Raw genomic sequence first — 18,550 nt, 5'->3', positions numbered from 1 at the left:
AATCATGCAGAAGAACTCACCTCACTCTATTTTTTCCACAAAGATACCGTCCTGATGACCTGATTCATTAAAGAACCAGATACCGAGCGGGTAGTCTTCCAGCGAAACCAGGTACATGGTGCCTTCACTAAACTCTTCGATTGCCAGTACCACGCCCGGCCGACGTGGACCGCCGTCCGTTTTGACTGTGACCCGATCATTCACCTTCATCGTTTTCCTCCTGTGGCTTTGTGCCAGTGTAGAACAAATTCCTTTTTGTGGCAGCGTCCGGCGCATGCGATTGCGGGTTTTCTCGACGGTCTATACTTAAGTAGTGCGCATCTGAGGTTTTGATGCGCTCCCCCGGTATCCTTAACGGTTGAGAGGTATGAGGATGAAAACCGCGAAAGAGTACAGCGATACGGACAAACGTGAAGTCAGCATCGATGTAGACGCGCTGCTGAAGGCAATCAACGAAATCTGCGAGAGTGAAATTCATCGCAGTCAGGACGATCCTGAACGCGTCAGCATCGACGGGCGTGATTACCATACATGGCATGAACTGGCCGATGCGTTCGAGCTTGATATCCATGATTTTAGCGTGTCGGAAATCAATCGCTGACTGAGGGTGAAAAAAATCCCGGCCCTCATCGGGCCGGGATCAAGCTTGCTTATGCAAGAAGCACTTGAAAATTCGTTACACCAGGAAATCTGATGTAAAACAAACCTTATCTGCAATTTTTTTGCCTGACAAGAAAATAATTCTCACCAAAATGATAAATATAACTAATGGTTGAGAGTTCGCCGGGTTACGGCCTGGCCCAATGTCAGGTGTCCTGGCAGAGCGATCTTTGCTCGCCGGGCACCAGTTCATCTTCACGGAATGCTTCCCGTTTAACGCCAAAGCCGTCGTACCAGCGACACTCCACCATTCCGCTGGCATACCCGGTAACGATCATGCGTGGGCCACCCTCTTTCGAAGTGACTTCCTCACTGACAGAAAAGACCATACCTGCCTCCTGTATCAAGAGAAACCTTTACACCTTAGACGACAAAAAGGCTTTTTGCGTAATTAATCCGGCGACAATTAGTGCGAAACTCCGCGCAGTCTGGCAACGGTTTTCACCAGCAGAACGACTATTCCACCAATGATAAAGCCGAGCACCAGATTAAGCAGGGTCGGAAGCATAAGCCCAATCAATGCGCTTTGCTGCTGGGCAAAATGTTCTATCGCATGATGCAGCGGTGATATTCCATGTACAACAATCCCACCCCCTACTAAAAACATCGCCAGCGTGCCCACCACTGAAAGTGTTTTCATCAGCCAGGGGGCAACAACCAGTAGTCCTTTCCCCAGCGATTGGGCAAGCAGGCTGCGCTTTTCTGCCAGCCAGTAGCCGATATCATCCAGCTTAACGATAATCCCTACCAGGCCATACACGCCCACGGTCACCACTAAGGCGATACCTGATAACACCAGCACCTGATTCAACAACGGCGCATCCGCCACAATACCGAGGGTGATGGCGACAATCTCAGCGGATAAAATGAAATCGGTACGTATCGCACCTTTGATTTTATCTTTCTCGAAGGTCAGTGGGTCCTGCGCCGCCAGAGATGCCAGACGCTGCTGGCGCTCTTCTGGAGTCTCTTTGTGTTTACGCGCTTCCAGGGTGTGAAGCACTTTTTCCACCCCTTCAAAACAGAGAAACGCCCCGCCTACCATTAATAAGGGGGTGATCGCCCAGGGTATAAAGGCGCTAATCAATAGCGCCAGCGGTACAAGAATAACTTTGTTAACAAACGACCCTTTAGCCACGCTCCAGACCACCGGGAGTTCGCGGTTCGCCCGCACGCCCGACACCTGTTGCGCATTGAGCGATAAGTCATCTCCCAAGACACCCGCGGTTTTTTTCGCGGCCAGTTTTCCCATGACCGAGATATCGTCGAGTAAGGTAGCGATATCATCGAGTAAGGTCAGTAAGCTACTTCCTGCCAAAATGTTAACCCTCAATATTATTTTTTTGCCGTATTAAGTATGAAGTAAAACACGCCATGCGGAAACTGGCCTTTCTGGTCAACAAATATTTAACAATGGCATGCAATTATAAATCTCGCCAGCACGATAGTTTTGACGTTTACTATGTTGCACCTTTTTATTTCCACCGTGAGGGATTATGCGTTTCAGGCAATTGTTACCACTTTTCAGTGCGCTCTTCGCGCTGTATATCATTTGGGGTTCCACCTACTTCGTTATTCGCATTGGCGTGGAAAGCTGGCCGCCGTTGATGATGGCTGGCGTGCGTTTTCTCTCTGCGGGCATTTTGTTAACCGCATTCTTACTGATTCGCGGGCATAAGCTGCCGCCTCTGCGCCAGCTCCTGAACGCCGCGTTAATTGGCGTCCTGCTGCTGGCTGTGGGTAATGGGCTGGTCACCGTCGCAGAACATCAAAATGTGCCTTCCGGTATCGCCGCGGTGGTGGTTGCTACCGTTCCGCTGTTTACGCTGTGCTTTAGCCACTTTTTTGGTATCAAAACGCGCAAACTGGAATGGGTGGGAATCGCCATTGGGTTGGCTGGAATTATCATGCTGAACAGCGGCGGTAATTTAAGTGGTAATCCTTGGGGCGCTGTATTAATCCTGATCGGTTCGATAAGTTGGGCGTTTGGCTCGGTGTACGGCTCACGCATAACGTTACCCGTTGGCATGATGGCTGGGGCCATTGAAATGTTAGCCGCCGGGGTTGTGCTGATGTGCGCCTCGTTGCTCTCCGGGGAAAAACTGACCACTATGCCGACATTTTCAGGCTTTATGGCGGTGGCGTACCTGGCCCTGTTTGGCTCTATTATTGCCATTAACGCGTATATGTACCTGATTCGCAACGTCAGTCCGGCGTTAGCCACCAGCTATGCCTACGTTAATCCGGTTGTCGCTGTACTGTTAGGTACCGGTCTGGGAGGAGAAAGTCTGGCGCTCATCGAATGGCTGGCGCTCGGCGTGATCGTATTTGCGGTGGTATTGGTTACCCTCGGTAAATACTTATTCCCTATGAAAGCGGATGTCGTTGCTACCCCGTCGGAAAAGACACTACAGTAAGTGAATACCCTGAGTGTCGATCTGCGCGGTGGCACCACCGCCGCAGATCCACTCGATGACACGTTCAGATAACGCCTCATCGCCGAGTTTTTCGCGCCCGCGCAGGGCACACTCCCAGACAATCAGTACACGCCAGCCTAGAGTCTGCAATTTTTCACAATCCCGCGCGTCACGCTGGACATTTTTCCCTATTTTTTCCAGCCAGAATTCCGTTCGCGTGGCAGGGACTTTAAACAAGTAGCAGTTGTGATGATGCCAGAAACAGCCATGGGTAAAGATCACACAACGGTAATCATCCACTACAAAATCGGGGCGACCAGGTAATGTCGCATCCTGCACGCGAAACGTTACGCCCTGCTCTGTCAGTATGCTGGCAAGGCGTTTTTCAATGGCGGTATCACGGGTGGCGATCGCCCGCATATTTTTACTGCGCGTTGCTTTATCGTGAACGTCTGCCATGCAGGTTCTCTTTTTCGCGAATAGCAACCGCCTGTTTGATTTTCGGCTCCAGCAGCCTGGCAACCGCCGCGAATGCCGGAACGACCACCGAATTACCAAACTGGCGATAAGCCTGAGTATCCGACACCGGGATCCTGAACTGATAGCCCTGCGGTGATTCAAACCCCATCAGGCGCGCGCACTCCCGTGGTGTAAGCCGGCGCGGACGGTGCTGCTGGTTCAATGGATCGTCAAAATCCTTTTCCCCCAGCGCCATATCCCAGCCGCGATCGACAAGGATCTCGGCGCCGTCTTTATAATAGCGTGCGGATAATGTGCGCGTTACGCTATCGGGATTACCAGGATACACCATGCCATAACCAAACCCATTCCCCCGCGCCTGGTGCTTTTTCGCATAGCGGTATAAATATTTCCACAACACCGGCGTCAGCACATATTTCGCATCGACGGTCGGCTCAAGCAGCTCCGCCAGCGTAGTACGTCGCGGCGGATAGCGAGTGACAATATTGCGCAGCGTGAAGTCTGATTTCAGATTCAGATCGCGTCGAAATCCGACGAGCACAATACGTTCACGATGCTGAGGTAAAAAATGTTGTCCATCGATTATTTTCGGATCGTCAGGTCCATTATCCGCCGCATCCGCGACGTCATAACCCAGCTCATCCAGCGTCTGCATAATGATGCGAAACGTTTTACCCTGGTCGTGACTTTTCAGATTTTTAACGTTTTCGAGCACAAATATTGCTGGTCGACGCGCATCGATAATGCGCACCACATCAAAAAAGAGTGTGCCTTGTGTATCACAGGCAAAGCCGTGGGCCCGCCCTAACGCATTTTTCTTTGATACCCCAGCCAGGGAGAAAGGCTGACAAGGAAATCCTGCCAGCAGTACGTCATGTTCAGGAATATGTTGGCGAATATGTTCCGCCGCCTGCTGGTCGCTTACTCCATCATGATGACTCAGCGTGACATCGCGAATATCTTCATTAAAGTGATGCTGGAGCGGATCGCAATAATTATTCGCTTTGTAGGTGCGCACCGCATGCTTGTTCCATTCGCTGGTAAACACGCACTGCCCGCCAATCGCCTCAAAGCCGCGACGAATTCCGCCGATGCCGGCAAACAGATCGATAAATCGAAAGGCATAGTGCGGATGATGCGCAGGTGGCGTCGGCAGCAAGGAATTCAGATGAGCAAGCTCATTGTCGCTGAGGCGATACCATGTTTCGTTCGCCACTACTCGCTTAAAGATGGCCGGACTCCAGCGGTTCTCACCAACACCATTCAGATGAGCAACCAGGGTTTTCACGTCATAAATTTCAAGCAACTTAGCCAAAATTACCTGTGCGGCGGCCTTGTTATCATCTGTCATTGGGTTCATGGAGCCTGCTACTGAAAAATTATCCTGCATACATTTAACCGGCCGAAATGGATAACCGACAGATTAACATAAAATAGCGCAGTTGACGTTGCGGCTGTACTGGCGACTAACGTGCTTTAAAGGGTTGAATCGCGTCGAGATCCAGCATTGCATACTCTCCTTTTAACTCCGCACTCAGCTTCGCCATATACGTCAGTAAAAAGTCAGCATTATGCTGCGCTAAATGTCGGCCTTGTTCAGTTTGCATTGTCAGCGGCAGCGTCAATAATTTGGTCTGAAAGTGATCGAGCGCGTACTGTTTATCGTCAAGGCAACGCTTCCGCGCGAATGGATCTTCCGCGTCAAACAGCGCCACGCCTAACGCACCAGACACGGCAAATACGCGCGCTAAACCGATAGCTCCCAGCGCCTCAAGCCTGTCGGCATCCTGCACAATTTTAGCTTCAATAGTTTCCGGTGCTATCTTCGCGCTGAAACTGTGCGCCTCAATGGCATGACATACGGCAGGTATACAGTGTTGCGGAAAATCAGGGAAATCGCGCCTCAGAATGCGGCGTGTTTCCTGCGCCGCCAATACCGACGAGCGATGACGATCCAGATGATTCTTCGGCAAGCTGACAAGATCATGGAAGTAGCACGCTGTAAGAACCACCAGCCAATTTACGGTCGCATCCGTGCTTAGCTTTTGCGAGGTCTTCCACACGCGACGAAAATGAGAGATATCATGGGCAGCATCCTGCCCGGAATGGTTATCCTGTAGCCAGGCTTCAAATTTTGACTGCCAATCTTGTCGTTCCATGCGGTCTCTCTTTGCAGAAAGAAAACCACCTTAACAACAATTTTCATTGCAGACCACTGCCAGCGCTTCAATTTATATAAATATATTATTACTCTCAGTTTAATATAATCATAGAAAATTTATTGTTTCCTGAACACCATAGCAACAGATAATCATATGTAATCAAATAACAAATAACCCCCAAAAATAAAATACACGAAAGCAATGAACACAAGAAACACATAACCAACTGATAAAAATAAATTTATCATATAAATGATATTATTAAACACATACACATTAATTTATAAAAAGACATCATAGAAACATTATGAAATATCTTAAATAGATTTGTTACATGTTATATTTTAAATTAAATGAACTTCATAGATAGTATCCAAATGTAGTCTTTCGGATAGTACTACATATTCATATTAATTATTATCATAAGGAAATACATAATGAAAAGAAAAGTACTGGCACTTCTCCTCCCTGCTTTATTAGCTGCAGGCGCAGCGAATGCCGCTGAAATTTATAATAAGAACGGCAATAAACTGGATCTGTACGGCAAAGTCGATGGTCTGCATTATTTCTCTGACGATGCGGGCAGCGACGGCGATCAGACCTATGTACGTGTGGGCTTTAAAGGCGAAACCCAGATCAACGACATGCTGACTGGTTATGGTCAGTGGGAATATAACGTCCAGGCCAACGGCACCGAAGGTGAAGGTGCAGATTCATGGACCCGTCTGGCTTTCGCTGGCTTAGGTTTTGGTCAGAACGGTACCTTTGACTACGGTCGTAACTATGGCGTTGTCTACGACGTAGAAGCCTGGACCGATATGCTGCCGGAATTCGGCGGCGATACCTACACCCAGACCGACGTGTATATGACCGGTCGTACCAACGGCGTTGCCACCTACCGTAATAAAGGTTTCTTCGGTGAGGTTGATGGTCTGAACTTCGCTCTGCAGTACCAGGGCAATAATGAAGATGGTGGTTCAGGCGAAGGTACTGGTAATGGTGATGGACGTAGACTGTCTCGTGAAAATGGCGACGGTTTCGGTATGTCTACCTCCTATGACTTCGACTTCGGTTTAAGCCTCGGTGCGGCATACTCCAGCTCTGACCGTACTAATAATCAGGTTGCTGCTGGACGTGGCGACAGTAGCCATGCCAACCGCTATGCTGGTGGTGACACAGCTGATGCCTGGACCGTGGGTGCCAAATATGATGCGAATAACGTGTACCTGGCTGCCATGTATGCTGAAACACGCAATATGACCGCATACGGTAAAGGGGATGGAGTTGAAGGCGGTATTGCTAACAAAACGCAAAACTTCGAAGTTGTTGCACAATACCAGTTTGACTTTGGTTTGCGCCCGTCCGTTGCATTCCTGCAGTCTAAAGGCGTTGATTTAGGCGGCTGGGATCACCATAGCAATGGCACCCCACGCTACACCGACAAAGATCTGGTCAAATATGTTGATGTAGGTATGACTTACTACTTCAACAAAAACATGTCCACCTACGTTGATTACAAAATCAACCTGCTGGATGAAGACGATAGCTTCTATGAAAGCAATGGTATCGCGACTGACGACATCGTTGCCGTTGGTTTAGTCTACCAGTTCTGATTGAGATACAAACAGCAAGCCCGCTTCATATGAAGCGGGCTTTTTTCACCGCACGGGGATAAGCTCTGCTAAGAGCGCCAGATATGCGACACGCTTTCAATAGAATTAATGCGGGGAAGATTTGGAAAAAATATTAATAACCAGAACCCCTGCACAAATAAGGAACATGCCTGCGATCGCCGGAAAATCAAGCTTCTGCCCACTTACCAACCAGCCCAAAAGGCTGATTAATACGATTCCAGCACCTGACCAAATTGTGTACGCAATACCTGTTGGAATGGTCGACAGCGTCTGAGCGAGAAGATAAAAAGCAGTGCAGTAGCATACAATGGTTGCTACAGATGGCCATAGACGTGTAAATCCGTCAGAGAACTTCATCAGGGTTGTACCTATTACTTCAGCTACAATGGCCCCGGCAAGGAAAATGTATGAATTCAAAATCTGGCCCCATGTGACAATCTAAAACAATTATCGTATCACAAAGGATCAGGTGAGTTTGAACACAGCCAAAACTCCTTCAACTTAGTACAAAAAGACCGTCTGAAGCGCCGCGAGGTCTGCTATGCGCGGACGTTGGGGTTGATGTTAAAGTCACCACAGAGCTGACATCGGTCTGTGGACTGCCAGATTCGAATACCCAGTTTTCCATTTCCCGGGTAAGTTTTTGCTTAGTATCAGCATCAGCGACGCCATCAGGAAATCTGATATTTATAACTTTTCCTTTATCATCAATATCATATACTACTTTGAATTTGTTATTTTCATCCACCAACGTCCTTACCCCAGTTTTGCTTATTGTTTCACTTGCATGAGAACTAAAAGCTAAACCTGCCGACAAAACAGCAATAATGGCCACACCCAACAGCTTGTTATTCATAGTGTTATCCACTCGCAAATAAATAATGATAAATAGAAATAATTATCATTTCCACTGTTTGTTTTTACAGCTACGCTGGGTGTGGCAATATTGAGGGACCTGAACTGGCGCTCTCACGGCGCAGAACCAAACCTAATCTGACGGTCCACTCTGGACAATAATGACGTTGAACAGCGTTAATCAATTACAAGCCTGCCGGGCATATCCGTTCAATTCTCAGAGTAAGAAAGGCGGTATCCACTCCCCTCTCTGAAAATGCTGGCAAACCCCGCCAGGCCTAAATGCATACCTGCAATGAGCATTTTTTTGCTGACAGCTTTTTCCATAATTTTCTTCCTTGTTTCCTCGGCCTGAGCGGGATCGGTATCGAATAAAATAGAGACATTCGGGTGCGCTGACTGAATATGAGGGTAGTGGACGATGTCGCCCCATATTAATAAGCATTTATCATCTGCATCAATGCGAAATCCTGTATGCCCGGGCGTATGACCCGGTAACCATACTGGGAGAATACCTTCTGCAATGTTATCCCCGTCGAAAAAACGCAGGTTTCGCGCATAAGCGTGTAACGTTTGGCGGACCAGCCCAAAATTACGTTGCCCGCGCTCATTCGCCATGCTGAGTTTTTTATCATCCAGCCAATGTTGCGCTTCAAGGGGATGAAGCATAATTTGAGCGCGCTGAAAAACTGGCCGTTTTTCAGGATCCAGCAGACCGCCAATATGGTCCGGATGGCAGTGCGTCAATAAAACAGTATCGACCTCGTCAGGACTGATCCCCACTGCTGCAAGGTTTACGTTGAGTTGCCCTCCTTTGTTGCTCAGCGGCCCTGCGCCAGCGTCGACCAAAATGACCCGACCCCGACCGCGGATAAGATAGCAGTTTATATGGATATCGGCAGGCTCATCGAGCCCGGCGTCATTTTGAATGACGTCCGCATCAGCTTTTTCAATGCCTGACAGTAAATCCAGGCTGGCTGACATTGTACCGTCACTCAGCGCCGTAATCTGAAAATCTCCAATCTGCCGAAACGGAAAGAAATGGCTCATCAGTACCTCGGGATTAGTTACGGGCAAATATGTGTTGTCAGGCCAGATGCCTGTTGGATGGCGAAATCCAGTTCACGAATAAAGTTTTCCATCACCTCCTGTGTTCGAGCAGAGGGCGCGGCATTTATGGATAAAATTGTTAAGGTTTTGAACTTGTCAGAGTGGTTTTCAGAAAGATAAAAGGTCAGATTAGGCATTCCATTCTGCCTCGCTTTCAGAATCGTTATACGAACATTCCACGGTATACCACATCAGTTCATCTCCACATGAGTCATAAACGCAAGCAAAACAGTTGCTCAATGATTTTTCATCATGCTACAAGCTAGTTATACGGCTTAAAATCGATAATAAGTCACGGGTTAGTGATGTTTAGTCACTAATTGCAGGCTACAGGCTCAGAGCAAGGAACAAATTTCATGCGCAGAAAAATACCCAGTAGTACGTCCCTTCAGGCTTTTGATGCCGCTGCAAGGCACGGTAATTTTGCCCGCGCTGCAGAGGAATTATCGTTAACGGAAGGGGCCATTAGCCGTCAGATTGCGCGACTTGAAGCTTTGCTGAACTGTAAATTGTTCGATCGTGTGGGAAGCAGGGTAAAGCTCAATCCTGTCGGCGCGCGCTATGCACATCACGTCCGTGAAACGCTCGACAGGCTTGAAAGAGATACGCAGTACATAATGGGCATGCCAGAGGGGAGTAAGAGTCTGGATATCGCCGTCCTGCCAACCTTTTCCAGCCGTTGGCTTATTCCTCGCCTGAACGGTTTTACCTCTTTATTCCCGGATATAACGTTAAATATTGCGGCCAGAACGGATCCTTTCATTTTGTCAGGAAGTGGATTTGACGCTGTCATTCATTTTGAACATTCCGCATGGGCAGGAATGCGCACGCAATTTCTGTTTCAGGAGAATCTGGTGCCTGTTTGTCATCCTGGGCTGCTAACCAGTCATGGCGTCACGCAACAGTTGAACGAACTGCCGCGGATACACCGTCGACAAAACCCTGAAGCATGGCATCACTATGCTCGTGAAAGCGGGATATTTCTTGAGAATCCGGCTCAGGGAGTACGCTACGATCTTCATGAAATGGCCATCGCTGCCGTTATGGCGGGACAAGGGGTAGCATTGGTACCGCGCATGTATGTCGAGAATGAATTGAGCTGTGGCCTGCTTGCTGCGCCCTGGCCAGCTTCAGACACGCTGAACAAAAGGTTTTGTTTAGTACAACCGACGGAAACGGGAATAAACGAGGCTGCGCTGGAAAGCTTTAAATGCTGGTTGCTTGCTGAAATGAATACGATCACATAATACTGAACGATACATTACGTCCAGGTCTTCAACTCAGTTGCATCCATGCTCACGTTAAACCATACTGGAAATATTGTTATCACTTGCGCTGCAACGGAAGCGTTAATTATATTCTAACGCTCCCAGTGAGACTACCACTTTGGCAAGGCAATTCTTAGTGTTTACCAGGTCCTGTGGGGTATTTTACTCGGCTAAATAACCACCATCGATTGGATAAACCCCTCCAGTGCAGAACGCTGAATTATCTGACAGCAAAAACAATATAAAGTCTGCTATTTCTTGCATTTTTGCCATCCTTTTCATGGGGTGACTGTTTGCAAAACTACGTACGATATTTTCAGGGAATTCACTCATTCGTGGGGTTTGGACATAGCCGGGTGCGACAGCATTAATCCGAATGCCTTGACTTGCAAACTCTAGCGCAGCGGTTTGGGTTAAACCGATTATACCATGTTTAGCCACGGTGTAAGGCGCTAATCCAGGAATGCCAACCAGACCATTAACTGCAGATAAATTAACTATAGAGCCACCAAATTTCATCATCTCCGGTATTTCATATTTTAGGCAGTAAAAAACACCGCTCAATGAGGTGGCAATAACCTTATCCCAGTTTTCAACTGTCTGCTCTGTTATGTTTTTACCATGTTCACCCGTTAAGCCTGCGTTATTTACGGCATAATCGAGTCTGCCGAAATATTTGATAACCTCATCTATCATTTGCCGTACTTGTTCAGGCTGTGACACATCACATCCGATCCCCAACGCTTGTTGTCCCAGTGAAGATAATCGTTTCGCTTTTTGTTTAGCCTGCTCTGACGAGCGGGATACAATAACAACCTTCGCGCCATGTTTGTGTAATTGCTCGGCGACTGCCTCACCTATACCTGCAGTACTTCCTGTTATGACAGCAACTTTATTCTGGAAATTCATAACTCCCCCTATGAAGTAGAATTGAGCCTTTCATCAGGGTTAGTATACAAATTAGCTATGACAGTTTTTGTCAGTACTCTTTCTCCTCGCAAATTCCTTCTTTTATTCTCCATTTTTTCAATAAAACTGTCCTGCTTTCACTATATAGGGAATCCAGTTGTATCATCTCTTCAATTTTGTCAGTTCTAAAATGACGAAAATCATTTCTCATCTCACACCATGCAACCAAAAGCCAGCACGACTCCATATATACCAATCCGATAGGCCATATAACCCGAGAAGAGTAAGTATCTTTCTTGTCACAATACTTTATTTTGATTCTGTTTCGCTTTTTAATAGCATTGCGGATACCTGCAAAAAAGATCTCATTGTTTTCTGAAGGACCAATCAGATAGGACTGACTCTCAATAAGATTTTGTAATTCACCGGGAATGACAGCGTGTATTTTGGCAAGTGCAGTCCTTGCGATATTTTTGAAGTCATAATCGGTATTATGTGATACCCAATTTAAACCAAGTGTAATAGCATTAATTTCTTCATGGGAAAGATTTAAGGGTGGTAAATGGAAATCAGACTTAACGATATAACCAATTCCAGCACCACCCTCAATGCACACGCCTTGATGCTGTAGCGTTTTTATATCTCTGTAAATGGAGCGCACACTTATTCCCAATCTTTCAGAGAGAGTGGATGCAGTGATTGGATATCTTTGCGCCCTTAATATCTGTAGTAATTCGAGAAGCCTTTCTGTTCTGGTCATGTTGATAAATCCATCTTAAGCCTGAGAGGCTATCTTAAATCATCTGTTGGATAAGCATCTTAATCCAAAGTTAGCGTACACACTTAAGTTGAACTGCCCACATTGATTAAGGATGCCCCATTGAACTTACAGCTCAAAGAAGACGGCCAGACTTGATGGCGTTCTGGCTACGCCAACTTTCAGATTACGAAGTCTCGAGTAAGGACAAACAACTCTTCTCAGGTCACAAAACTGAAAGCCAAGTTGTGGTTTATGACAGAAAAGTGAGAATTTCTCCCACATAGGATCTTCCAGTATTGGGCAAATCAGAAGATGATGATGGCGAGCTTTATACTAAGCGAATATACCGACACTATACCAAGTGTGACATGAGTCGTTGAAAGGAATTGAGCTAAGTGTTTGAATAGTGGCGGAGAGAGGGGGATTTGAACCCCCGGTAGAGTTGCCCCTACTCCGGTTTTCGAGACCGGTCCATTCAGCCGCTCTGGCATCTCTCCGTTTTGGTGGTTGCCATGATGCCAGGTAATTTGGCATTTTAACAGACCCAGTTCCGTCAATTTCGTTCAAGTGACGAGTTTGCGAGCAAAACGATGATTAAGTGGCCCTGGAAAGAGCAAGAAACAGCCCGAAATGACGACTGGCCCTGGGATAACGCCCTGGCTATTCCGCTTCTGGTGAATCTCACCGAGCAAGAACAAGCCAGACTAATCGCCCTGGCCGAGCGTTTTTTACAGCAAAAAAGATTGGTAGCACTTCAGGGGTTTGAGCTGGACCCGCTAAAAAGTGCGCGCATTGCTCTGCTCTTCTGTTTACCTGTTCTGGAATTGGGGATCGAGTGGCTCGATGGGTTTCATGAAGTTCTCATCTACCCTGCCCCATTTGTTGTCGACGACGAATGGGAAGACGAAATTGGTCTGGTACACAATCAACGTGTCGTTCAGTCCGGGCAGAGCTGGCAGCAAGGTCCGATAATTCTCAACTGGCTTGATATTCAGGATTCCTTTGATGCCTCAGGCTTTAATCTGATCATTCATGAAGTCGCGCATAAGCTGGATATGCGTAATGGCGATCGCGCCAGCGGAATTCCGGCGATTCCTCTGCGAGACATTGCCGGCTGGGAGCACGACCTGCATGCCGCAATGAACAATATTCAGGATGAAATCGATCTGGTAGGGGAAACCGCATGCAGTATAGATGCCTACGCTGCAACCGATCCGGCCGAATGCTTTGCCGTATTATCCGAGTATTTTTTCAGCGCACCTGAATTATTTGCTCCACGATTCCCGGCTTTATGGCAGCGTTTCATCCAGTTTTACCGCCAAAACCCAATGCAACGGTTACGTGATAACCCCGAAGATGACCATTATCGCTCATCAAATGTGCATTAACACTGAATTTGAAGATTAATTAACCAATTGAAATGACGCGCTAATTTTACTGTTGACACCTCAGGGTGAGGTCAGTAATATGCGCCTCGTTCACACGATTCCTCTGTAGTTCAGTCGGTAGAACGGCGGACTGTTAATCCGTATGTCACTGGTTCGAGTCCAGTCAGAGGAGCCAAATTTAAGAAGCCTGCTTAAGGAAACTTGAGCGGGCTTTTTGCTTTTCAGGCTTACATAAAAGCATCCTGCATAAGCGTTCTGCCTGTTGTACCGCCCCTATTCCATGTCGCATCACACCATTGATTAAAGTTATGTAAATGTAAATCGTTTAAACTTTGCAATTATTGTAACTGCTAGTGATTATCATTTATTGTACGCGAGCCAAAAGAACGAGCCCTGCTCGGTTCACTGTACGTTCCAATTACTCTGGGATATAAACGATGAATGCTCTGCCTCGCACCGGACTGCGCCGTATCACGCTTGCCTCTGCCCTGGTCTTCGCTGTTAGCCTGCCGGCTTTCGCCCAGGAAACATTAACGCTTTACACCACCCGTGAACCAGGTCTGATTCAGCCGTTACTTGATAGCTGGACAAAAACCAGCGGCATCAAAGTCAGTACGGTTTATATCAAGGATGGCATGCTTGAGCGCGTTAAAGCGGAAGGCAAAAACTCCCCTGCCGACCTGCTGATGACCGTTGATGCAGGCAATCTCCTCGATCTCGTGGAAGCCGGAGTGACCCAGCCGGTAGAGTCAGAAGCATTGAAAACCGCGATTCCAGCCAACCTGCGTGGCGCGGATAACCAGTGGTTTGCACTTTCTATGCGCGCTCGTGTGCTGTATGCCGAAAAATCAATGCCCATTGATAACTGGCATTACGAACAACTCGCCAGCCCGGAGTATAAAGGTAAAGTCTGTATCCGCTCCGGGCAGCATCCGTATAACACGGCGCTGATCGCTGCGATGATTGCCCATCACGGTGAAGCTAAAACCGAAGACTGGCTGCGCGGCGTGAAGGCTAACCTGGCCCGTAAAGCCACCGGCGGCGACCGCGACGTTGCCCGCGATATCCTCGGTGGAATTTGTGATATCGGTCTGGCTAACTCCTATTACGTCGGCCATATGAAAAATGCCAAAGAAGGCAGCGATGCTCGCCAATGGGGCGATGCCATCAAAGTCGTAAAACCAACCTTTGAGAATGGCGGTACGCACGTCAATATCAGCGGCGCTGCCGTTGCCCGCTATGCGCCAAATAAAGCCGATGCCGTTAAGCTGATGGAGTATCTGGTTTCCGCGCCTGCCCAGCAGCAGTATGCGAAAGCGAACTTTGAATATCCGGTATTGAAAGGCGTAACGCTTGATCCGGTTATCAGCGCCACCATCGGTGAAATTGATGTCGATAAGACACCGTTAACTGAAATCGTGAAGTATCGTAAACAAGCTAGCCTGCTGGTAGATAAAGTTGGATTCGATCAATAAACCTTTGCAGTTTCCAGCGTTACGCGGCCTGGTTTCCGGGCCGCAGTCATTATTAACGCCGTTGCATCTTGGCGCGCTGTGCGTGGCGCTTGGCGTCCTGACCCCCGTCATTGCGCTGATCTGGCAGGCTACCCAGGCCGATTTATCTCACTGGGATAATCTCCTGACGTGGGTGTTGCCTGCCGCGTTAAAAAATACCGTACTGTTGTTAGCGGGTGTCGCCGTGATGGTCGGCGTCATTGGCGTAGGTAGCGCATGGGCGGTGACGGCATGGGATTTTCCTGGACGCAAAATTCTCAGTTGGGCGCTACTGTTGCCGCTGGCGATGCCGACCTACATCGTCGCCTTTGCCTGGCTCGATCTGCTGCATCCGATTGGTCCCCTGCAAACCTTTATTCGTTTCTTACTGGGCTTTGACAGCCCACGACAGTTCCGCCTACCAGATTTACGCTCTCTTTCCGGTGCAATAATTCTGCTCGGCTTAGTACTTTATCCTTACGTGTACCTGACCACCCGCGCCATGTTTATCAGCCAGCCGGCTCATTTACTGGAAGCCGCACGTACGCTGGGATGCAGCGCGACCGGAACTTTTTTTCGCGTTGCCCTCCCCATGGCACGTCCGGCCCTGGCCGTTGGCATCAGTCTGGCATTGCTGGAAACGCTTAACGACATCGGCGCGTCGGAATTCCTTGGGGTACAGACGTTAACTGTTACCGTGTACACCACGTGGATCTCGCGCTCCGATTTATCTTCAGCGGCGCAAATCGCCTGCATGATGCTGATGTTTATCTTCTTTATTCTGACGCTGGAATTTTATGGCCGCAGAAAACAGGGGTTCAGCAGCCGCAGTCTGCGGGAAATTCAACCCACGCGCGTGCAGGGTTGGCGCGGCTGGCTGCTTGGTGCCGTTATTTCGCTGCCGGTTGTGCTGGGTTTTCTGGCCCCGGTGCTGTTTTTAATGTGGGAAAGCGCCAAACGTATCGGCAATGACAACCTCCTTTCCCCCTCGTTACTGTCAGCATTACAAAATACGCTCTTGCTCGCGGCGGGAACCACGCTGGTGGTGGTTTGCGTCAGTCTGTTGGTAGCCTGGAGCGCACGCCATAGCGCTGCAGACAACGCGATGCCGGGGTTTCGCCGTGGCGTGATGCGTCTGGCCTCTTTAGGCTACGCGGTTCCCGGCACAATCCTGGCGATTGGTTTTTTAACGCCCGCCATGGCGGTTGACCGTTGGCTGGCTGACTTGCTGGATGTGCGTGGCCTGCCGCTGATGTCAGACGGGATCCTGCTGGTCATTTGTTGCGCCATGCGTTTCCAGGCGATTGCCATCGGCGCGCTGGATTCCGGTCTGGGACGCATTCCACCTTCGCTGGAGCAGGCTTCCCGGCTGTTGGGCGAGAATGGCGCGGGCACGTTTGCACGGGTTCATTTCCCTCTACTGCGCCCGGCGCTGGTAAGCAGCGCCCTGCTGGTTTTTGCCGACGCGATGAAAGAGCTACCCACAACATTGCTTTTGCGTCCGGTTAACTTCGAAACGCTGGCAACATTGCTGTATGCGGAAGCCGCTCGTGGAACTTATGAAGAAGGTGCAATCGCCGCGCTAATGATTGTTTTAGCTGGCACGCTACCGGTTATTTTATTGGTGCGTCACCAAATGACTCGCCGGGGTTAAGAGAGTAACAATGTCAGAAATTGCATTACGCCTCCAGGATGTGCACGTTGCCTATGGCAACAGCCAGCAATCGGTACTGAATGGATTTTCAATGTCGGTACGCAAAGGGGAAATCGCCTGTCTGTTAGGGGCTTCAGGCTGCGGGAAAACCACGGTTCTACGCGCCGTTGCGGGGTTTGAACGACTGCGAAGCGGAGAGATCTATGTGTCTCAGCATCGTGTTGCCGCTCCCGGTGTTCATCTCCCGCCTGAAAAGCGTCATGTCGGCATGGTTTTTCAGGAATATGCGTTATTTCCGCATCTGACCGCGCAACAAAATGTCGCCTTTGGATTACGCCGTATGCCGCGTGAAGAACAGCAGGCCAGGGTGGCGGAGCTGTTAAAAATGGTGGAATTACATAGCCATGCCAACCGCTATCCCCATGAACTTTCCGGCGGTCAACAGCAGCGCATCGCGCTCGCGCGTGCGCTGGCACCGCATCCGGAAATTCTGTTGCTGGATGAACCCTTTTCCAGCCTTGATAAGCGCACGCGCGAGCGTCTTGGCAACGAGGTACGGGATATTTTGCGCGCTGCCGGGCAAACGGCACTGCTGGTTACCCATAGCGAACACGAAGCGCAGCTAATGGCAGACCATATCGGCGTGGTAAAAATGGGGCAGTATCAAATTAAAAAAGCGCCCCACCTTATCTGACGATAAACCTGGGCCGCTTTAATATTAAAAATGCTGCTGAACCTGGCTGATGTTCACCGGCATACCGGAGCGTCTTTCCAGGGCCTGATTCCCGCGGCTCACATCCACGCCACTCCCGCTGATAAATGTGCGCAAAGCGGGAGTGATCGGCAAGGGAACCTTTCTGTCAGACTCGTACTCAGAACGATTTCTTGACAGCGGCTCATGCACTTCTACCCAGCGGCTGCCGTCTGGTTCCACGCTGTATTTCACCGGGCGGTCAATCAGTTGCACACGCGTCCCAACCGGCACCGTGTCAAACAAGTACTTAATATCGTCATTACGCAAACGGATGCAGCCCTGGCTCACCCGCAGACCAATACCAAAGTTAGCATTAGTGCCGTGAATGGCATAAAGCCTGCCGATATAAATCGCATACAGGCCCATCGGGTTATCTGGTCCGGCAGGCACAAACGCGGGCAAGGTTTCCCCACGTGCGGCATATTCCCGTCGGGTATTCGGCGTCGGCGTCCAGCTCGGCGCTTCCTGCTTACGCTCGACCGCCGTCACCCAGTTACGCGGCGTTTCTCTCCCCGCCTGTCCAATGCCAATCGGCAAAACTTCAACCGTGTTTGTGCCCGGAGGATAGTAATAAAGACGCATTTCGGCGACGTTGATAACAATGCCTTCACGCACGGTATCCGGCAAGATCAGCTGCTGCGGCACCACCAGCGTTGAGCCAGACTTAGGCAGAAAAACGTCTACGCCGGGATTAGCCTCGAGCATATTGCTCAACCCCTGCCCGTACTGCGCGGCAAAGGCCTCCAGCGGCTGGGTGTTTCCGGGCGGGACCGTAATCGTCAGCGGGCTACCTACCAGACGACTACCTTCTGGCGGCAGCGGATAACTCACCGCGTGTGCTACCTGACTCGCAAGCAGCATGATGAGTGAACAAAGCAGTTTTACACGACGCATCTTTTTCCTTTCCGTTGCCGCAGCAGATATCCGGTAATTATAGCTTTTATTATCTGTTTTAGTGGGTTACGAATTCAATGCGCAAAAATAAACCTCGCCATGCGGCGAGGTT

21 protein-coding genes, 2 tRNA genes and 1 pseudogene are annotated in these 18,550 nt (G+C 49.2%); 10 read left to right on the top strand and 14 right to left on the bottom strand.

What is annotated here, in order from left to right; translation table 11 throughout:
• Positions 1-21: 21 nt before the first annotated feature.
• A complete protein-coding gene (dsrB, locus tag M4I31_RS09380) occupies positions 22-210 on the bottom strand; it encodes a protein DsrB (protein WP_038641589.1) in 189 nt (62 codons plus the stop codon).
• Between the two features lie 163 nt (positions 211-373).
• Here dsrB and yodD point away from each other — a divergent pair, with 163 nt between their 5' ends.
• Positions 374-601, top strand: a complete 228-nt coding sequence (gene yodD / locus M4I31_RS09375) for a YodD family peroxide/acid resistance protein (protein WP_085048002.1) — start codon at positions 374-376, stop codon at positions 599-601.
• A gap of 205 nt (positions 602-806) precedes the next feature.
• Here yodD and M4I31_RS09370 read toward each other — a convergent pair whose 3' ends face one another.
• Positions 807-989 (bottom strand): YodC family protein, encoded by a 183-nt coding sequence (locus tag M4I31_RS09370; RefSeq protein ID WP_038641592.1) that lies wholly within the window; start codon positions 987-989, stop codon positions 807-809.
• A gap of 77 nt (positions 990-1,066) precedes the next feature.
• Positions 1,067-1,981 carry a DUF808 domain-containing protein gene (locus M4I31_RS09365; RefSeq protein ID WP_170973669.1) on the bottom strand — a complete coding sequence of 305 codons (915 nt, stop codon included), beginning with the start codon at positions 1,979-1,981 and terminating at the stop codon, positions 1,067-1,069.
• A gap of 175 nt (positions 1,982-2,156) precedes the next feature.
• Here M4I31_RS09365 and yedA point away from each other — a divergent pair, with 175 nt between their 5' ends.
• The gene (gene yedA / locus M4I31_RS09360) at positions 2,157-3,077 is read left to right on the top strand and encodes a drug/metabolite exporter YedA (protein ID WP_085048000.1); all 921 of its coding nucleotides are present in this window, start codon (positions 2,157-2,159) and stop codon (positions 3,075-3,077) included.
• On the opposite strand, the gene M4I31_RS09355 is transcribed toward yedA, so the two are convergent.
• From M4I31_RS09355 to M4I31_RS09345, 3 genes are all read right to left on the bottom strand, one after another.
• Positions 3,069-3,536 carry a very short patch repair endonuclease gene (locus M4I31_RS09355; RefSeq protein WP_085047999.1) on the bottom strand — a complete coding sequence of 156 codons (468 nt, stop codon included), beginning with the start codon at positions 3,534-3,536 and terminating at the stop codon, positions 3,069-3,071. The two genes, yedA and M4I31_RS09355, sit on opposite strands and share 9 nt — an antisense overlap.
• A complete protein-coding gene (locus M4I31_RS09350) occupies positions 3,517-4,947 on the bottom strand; it encodes a DNA cytosine methyltransferase (protein ID WP_085047998.1) in 1,431 nt (476 codons plus the stop codon). The genes M4I31_RS09355 and M4I31_RS09350 overlap by 20 nt, the downstream gene beginning before the upstream one ends.
• 76 nt (positions 4,948-5,023) lie before the next feature.
• The gene (locus tag M4I31_RS09345; protein ID WP_085047997.1) at positions 5,024-5,716 is read right to left on the bottom strand and encodes a phosphohydrolase; all 693 of its coding nucleotides are present in this window, start codon (positions 5,714-5,716) and stop codon (positions 5,024-5,026) included.
• A 440-nt stretch (positions 5,717-6,156) separates the two neighbouring features.
• Here M4I31_RS09345 and ompC point away from each other — a divergent pair, with 440 nt between their 5' ends.
• Positions 6,157-7,332, top strand: a complete 1,176-nt coding sequence (gene ompC / locus M4I31_RS09340; protein ID WP_085047996.1) for a porin OmpC — start codon at positions 6,157-6,159, stop codon at positions 7,330-7,332.
• 105 nt (positions 7,333-7,437) lie between these two features.
• Here ompC and M4I31_RS09335 read toward each other — a convergent pair whose 3' ends face one another.
• The 4 genes from M4I31_RS09335 to M4I31_RS09320 all read right to left on the bottom strand — a co-directional run bounded on the left by M4I31_RS09335 (position 7,438) and on the right by M4I31_RS09320 (position 9,455).
• Positions 7,438-7,770, bottom strand: a complete 333-nt coding sequence (locus M4I31_RS09335) for an EmrE family multidrug efflux SMR transporter (protein WP_085047995.1) — start codon at positions 7,768-7,770, stop codon at positions 7,438-7,440.
• Positions 7,771-7,849: 79 nt separating this feature from the next.
• Entirely contained in the window at positions 7,850-8,209 is a 360-nt protein-coding gene (locus tag M4I31_RS09330) for a hypothetical protein (protein WP_085047994.1), read from the bottom strand.
• 209 nt (positions 8,210-8,418) lie between these two features.
• A complete protein-coding gene (locus M4I31_RS09325; protein WP_161668231.1) occupies positions 8,419-9,258 on the bottom strand; it encodes an MBL fold metallo-hydrolase in 840 nt (279 codons plus the stop codon).
• Between the two features lie 17 nt (positions 9,259-9,275).
• Positions 9,276-9,455: a hypothetical protein gene (locus tag M4I31_RS09320; protein WP_085047992.1), complete on the bottom strand. Its 180-nt coding sequence runs from the start codon at positions 9,453-9,455 to the stop codon at positions 9,276-9,278.
• 219 nt (positions 9,456-9,674) lie between these two features.
• On the opposite strand from M4I31_RS09320, the gene M4I31_RS09315 reads away from it, so the two are divergent.
• On the top strand, positions 9,675-10,565 hold the full coding sequence (locus M4I31_RS09315; RefSeq protein WP_085047991.1) for a LysR substrate-binding domain-containing protein: 891 nt from the start codon (positions 9,675-9,677) through the stop codon (positions 10,563-10,565).
• A 183-nt stretch (positions 10,566-10,748) separates the two neighbouring features.
• On the opposite strand, the gene M4I31_RS09310 is transcribed toward M4I31_RS09315, so the two are convergent.
• Both M4I31_RS09310 and M4I31_RS09305 read right to left on the bottom strand, forming a co-directional pair.
• Entirely contained in the window at positions 10,749-11,495 is a 747-nt protein-coding gene (locus M4I31_RS09310; RefSeq protein ID WP_085047990.1) for an SDR family NAD(P)-dependent oxidoreductase, read from the bottom strand.
• 70 nt (positions 11,496-11,565) lie between these two features.
• The gene (locus tag M4I31_RS09305) at positions 11,566-12,255 is read right to left on the bottom strand and encodes a YafY family protein (RefSeq protein WP_085047989.1); all 690 of its coding nucleotides are present in this window, start codon (positions 12,253-12,255) and stop codon (positions 11,566-11,568) included.
• Positions 12,256-12,431: 176 nt separating this feature from the next.
• Between M4I31_RS09305 and M4I31_RS09300 the strand changes: the two are divergent.
• Positions 12,432-12,539: pseudogene (locus tag M4I31_RS09300) on the top strand (integrase); the annotation flags it as partial.
• Between the two features lie 123 nt (positions 12,540-12,662).
• Here the strand turns inward: M4I31_RS09300 and M4I31_RS09295 are convergent.
• Positions 12,663-12,752, bottom strand: a tRNA-Ser gene (locus M4I31_RS09295).
• A gap of 93 nt (positions 12,753-12,845) precedes the next feature.
• Between M4I31_RS09295 and mtfA the strand changes: the two genes are divergently transcribed.
• The 5 genes from mtfA (at position 12,846) to M4I31_RS09270 (ending at position 17,484) form a co-directional block, all read left to right on the top strand.
• Positions 12,846-13,643, top strand: a complete 798-nt coding sequence (gene mtfA / locus M4I31_RS09290) for a DgsA anti-repressor MtfA (RefSeq protein ID WP_085047988.1) — start codon at positions 12,846-12,848, stop codon at positions 13,641-13,643.
• Between the two features lie 99 nt (positions 13,644-13,742).
• A tRNA-Asn gene (locus M4I31_RS09285) sits at positions 13,743-13,818 on the top strand.
• Between the two features lie 262 nt (positions 13,819-14,080).
• Positions 14,081-15,118: an extracellular solute-binding protein gene (locus tag M4I31_RS09280; protein ID WP_038641620.1), complete on the top strand. Its 1,038-nt coding sequence runs from the start codon at positions 14,081-14,083 to the stop codon at positions 15,116-15,118.
• Entirely contained in the window at positions 15,102-16,790 is a 1,689-nt protein-coding gene (locus M4I31_RS09275; protein ID WP_250856867.1) for an iron ABC transporter permease, read from the top strand. Before M4I31_RS09280 ends, M4I31_RS09275 begins: the two co-directional genes overlap by 17 nt.
• A gap of 10 nt (positions 16,791-16,800) precedes the next feature.
• Positions 16,801-17,484: an ABC transporter ATP-binding protein gene (locus tag M4I31_RS09270; RefSeq protein ID WP_085047986.1), complete on the top strand. Its 684-nt coding sequence runs from the start codon at positions 16,801-16,803 to the stop codon at positions 17,482-17,484.
• A 24-nt stretch (positions 17,485-17,508) separates the two neighbouring features.
• Here the strand turns inward: M4I31_RS09270 and ldtA are convergent, their stop codons facing one another.
• Complete coding sequence (gene ldtA, locus M4I31_RS09265) at positions 17,509-18,438, bottom strand: L,D-transpeptidase (protein WP_085047985.1); 930 nt, start codon at positions 18,436-18,438, stop codon at positions 17,509-17,511.
• Positions 18,439-18,550: the final 112 nt, after the last annotated feature.

Origin of the sequence: Citrobacter sp. XT1-2-2, from assembly GCF_023516235.1 — a bacterium.
Lineage (GTDB): Bacteria > Pseudomonadota > Gammaproteobacteria > Enterobacterales > Enterobacteriaceae > Citrobacter > Citrobacter werkmanii.
This window is presented reverse-complemented; position numbering and strand designations above follow the sequence as displayed.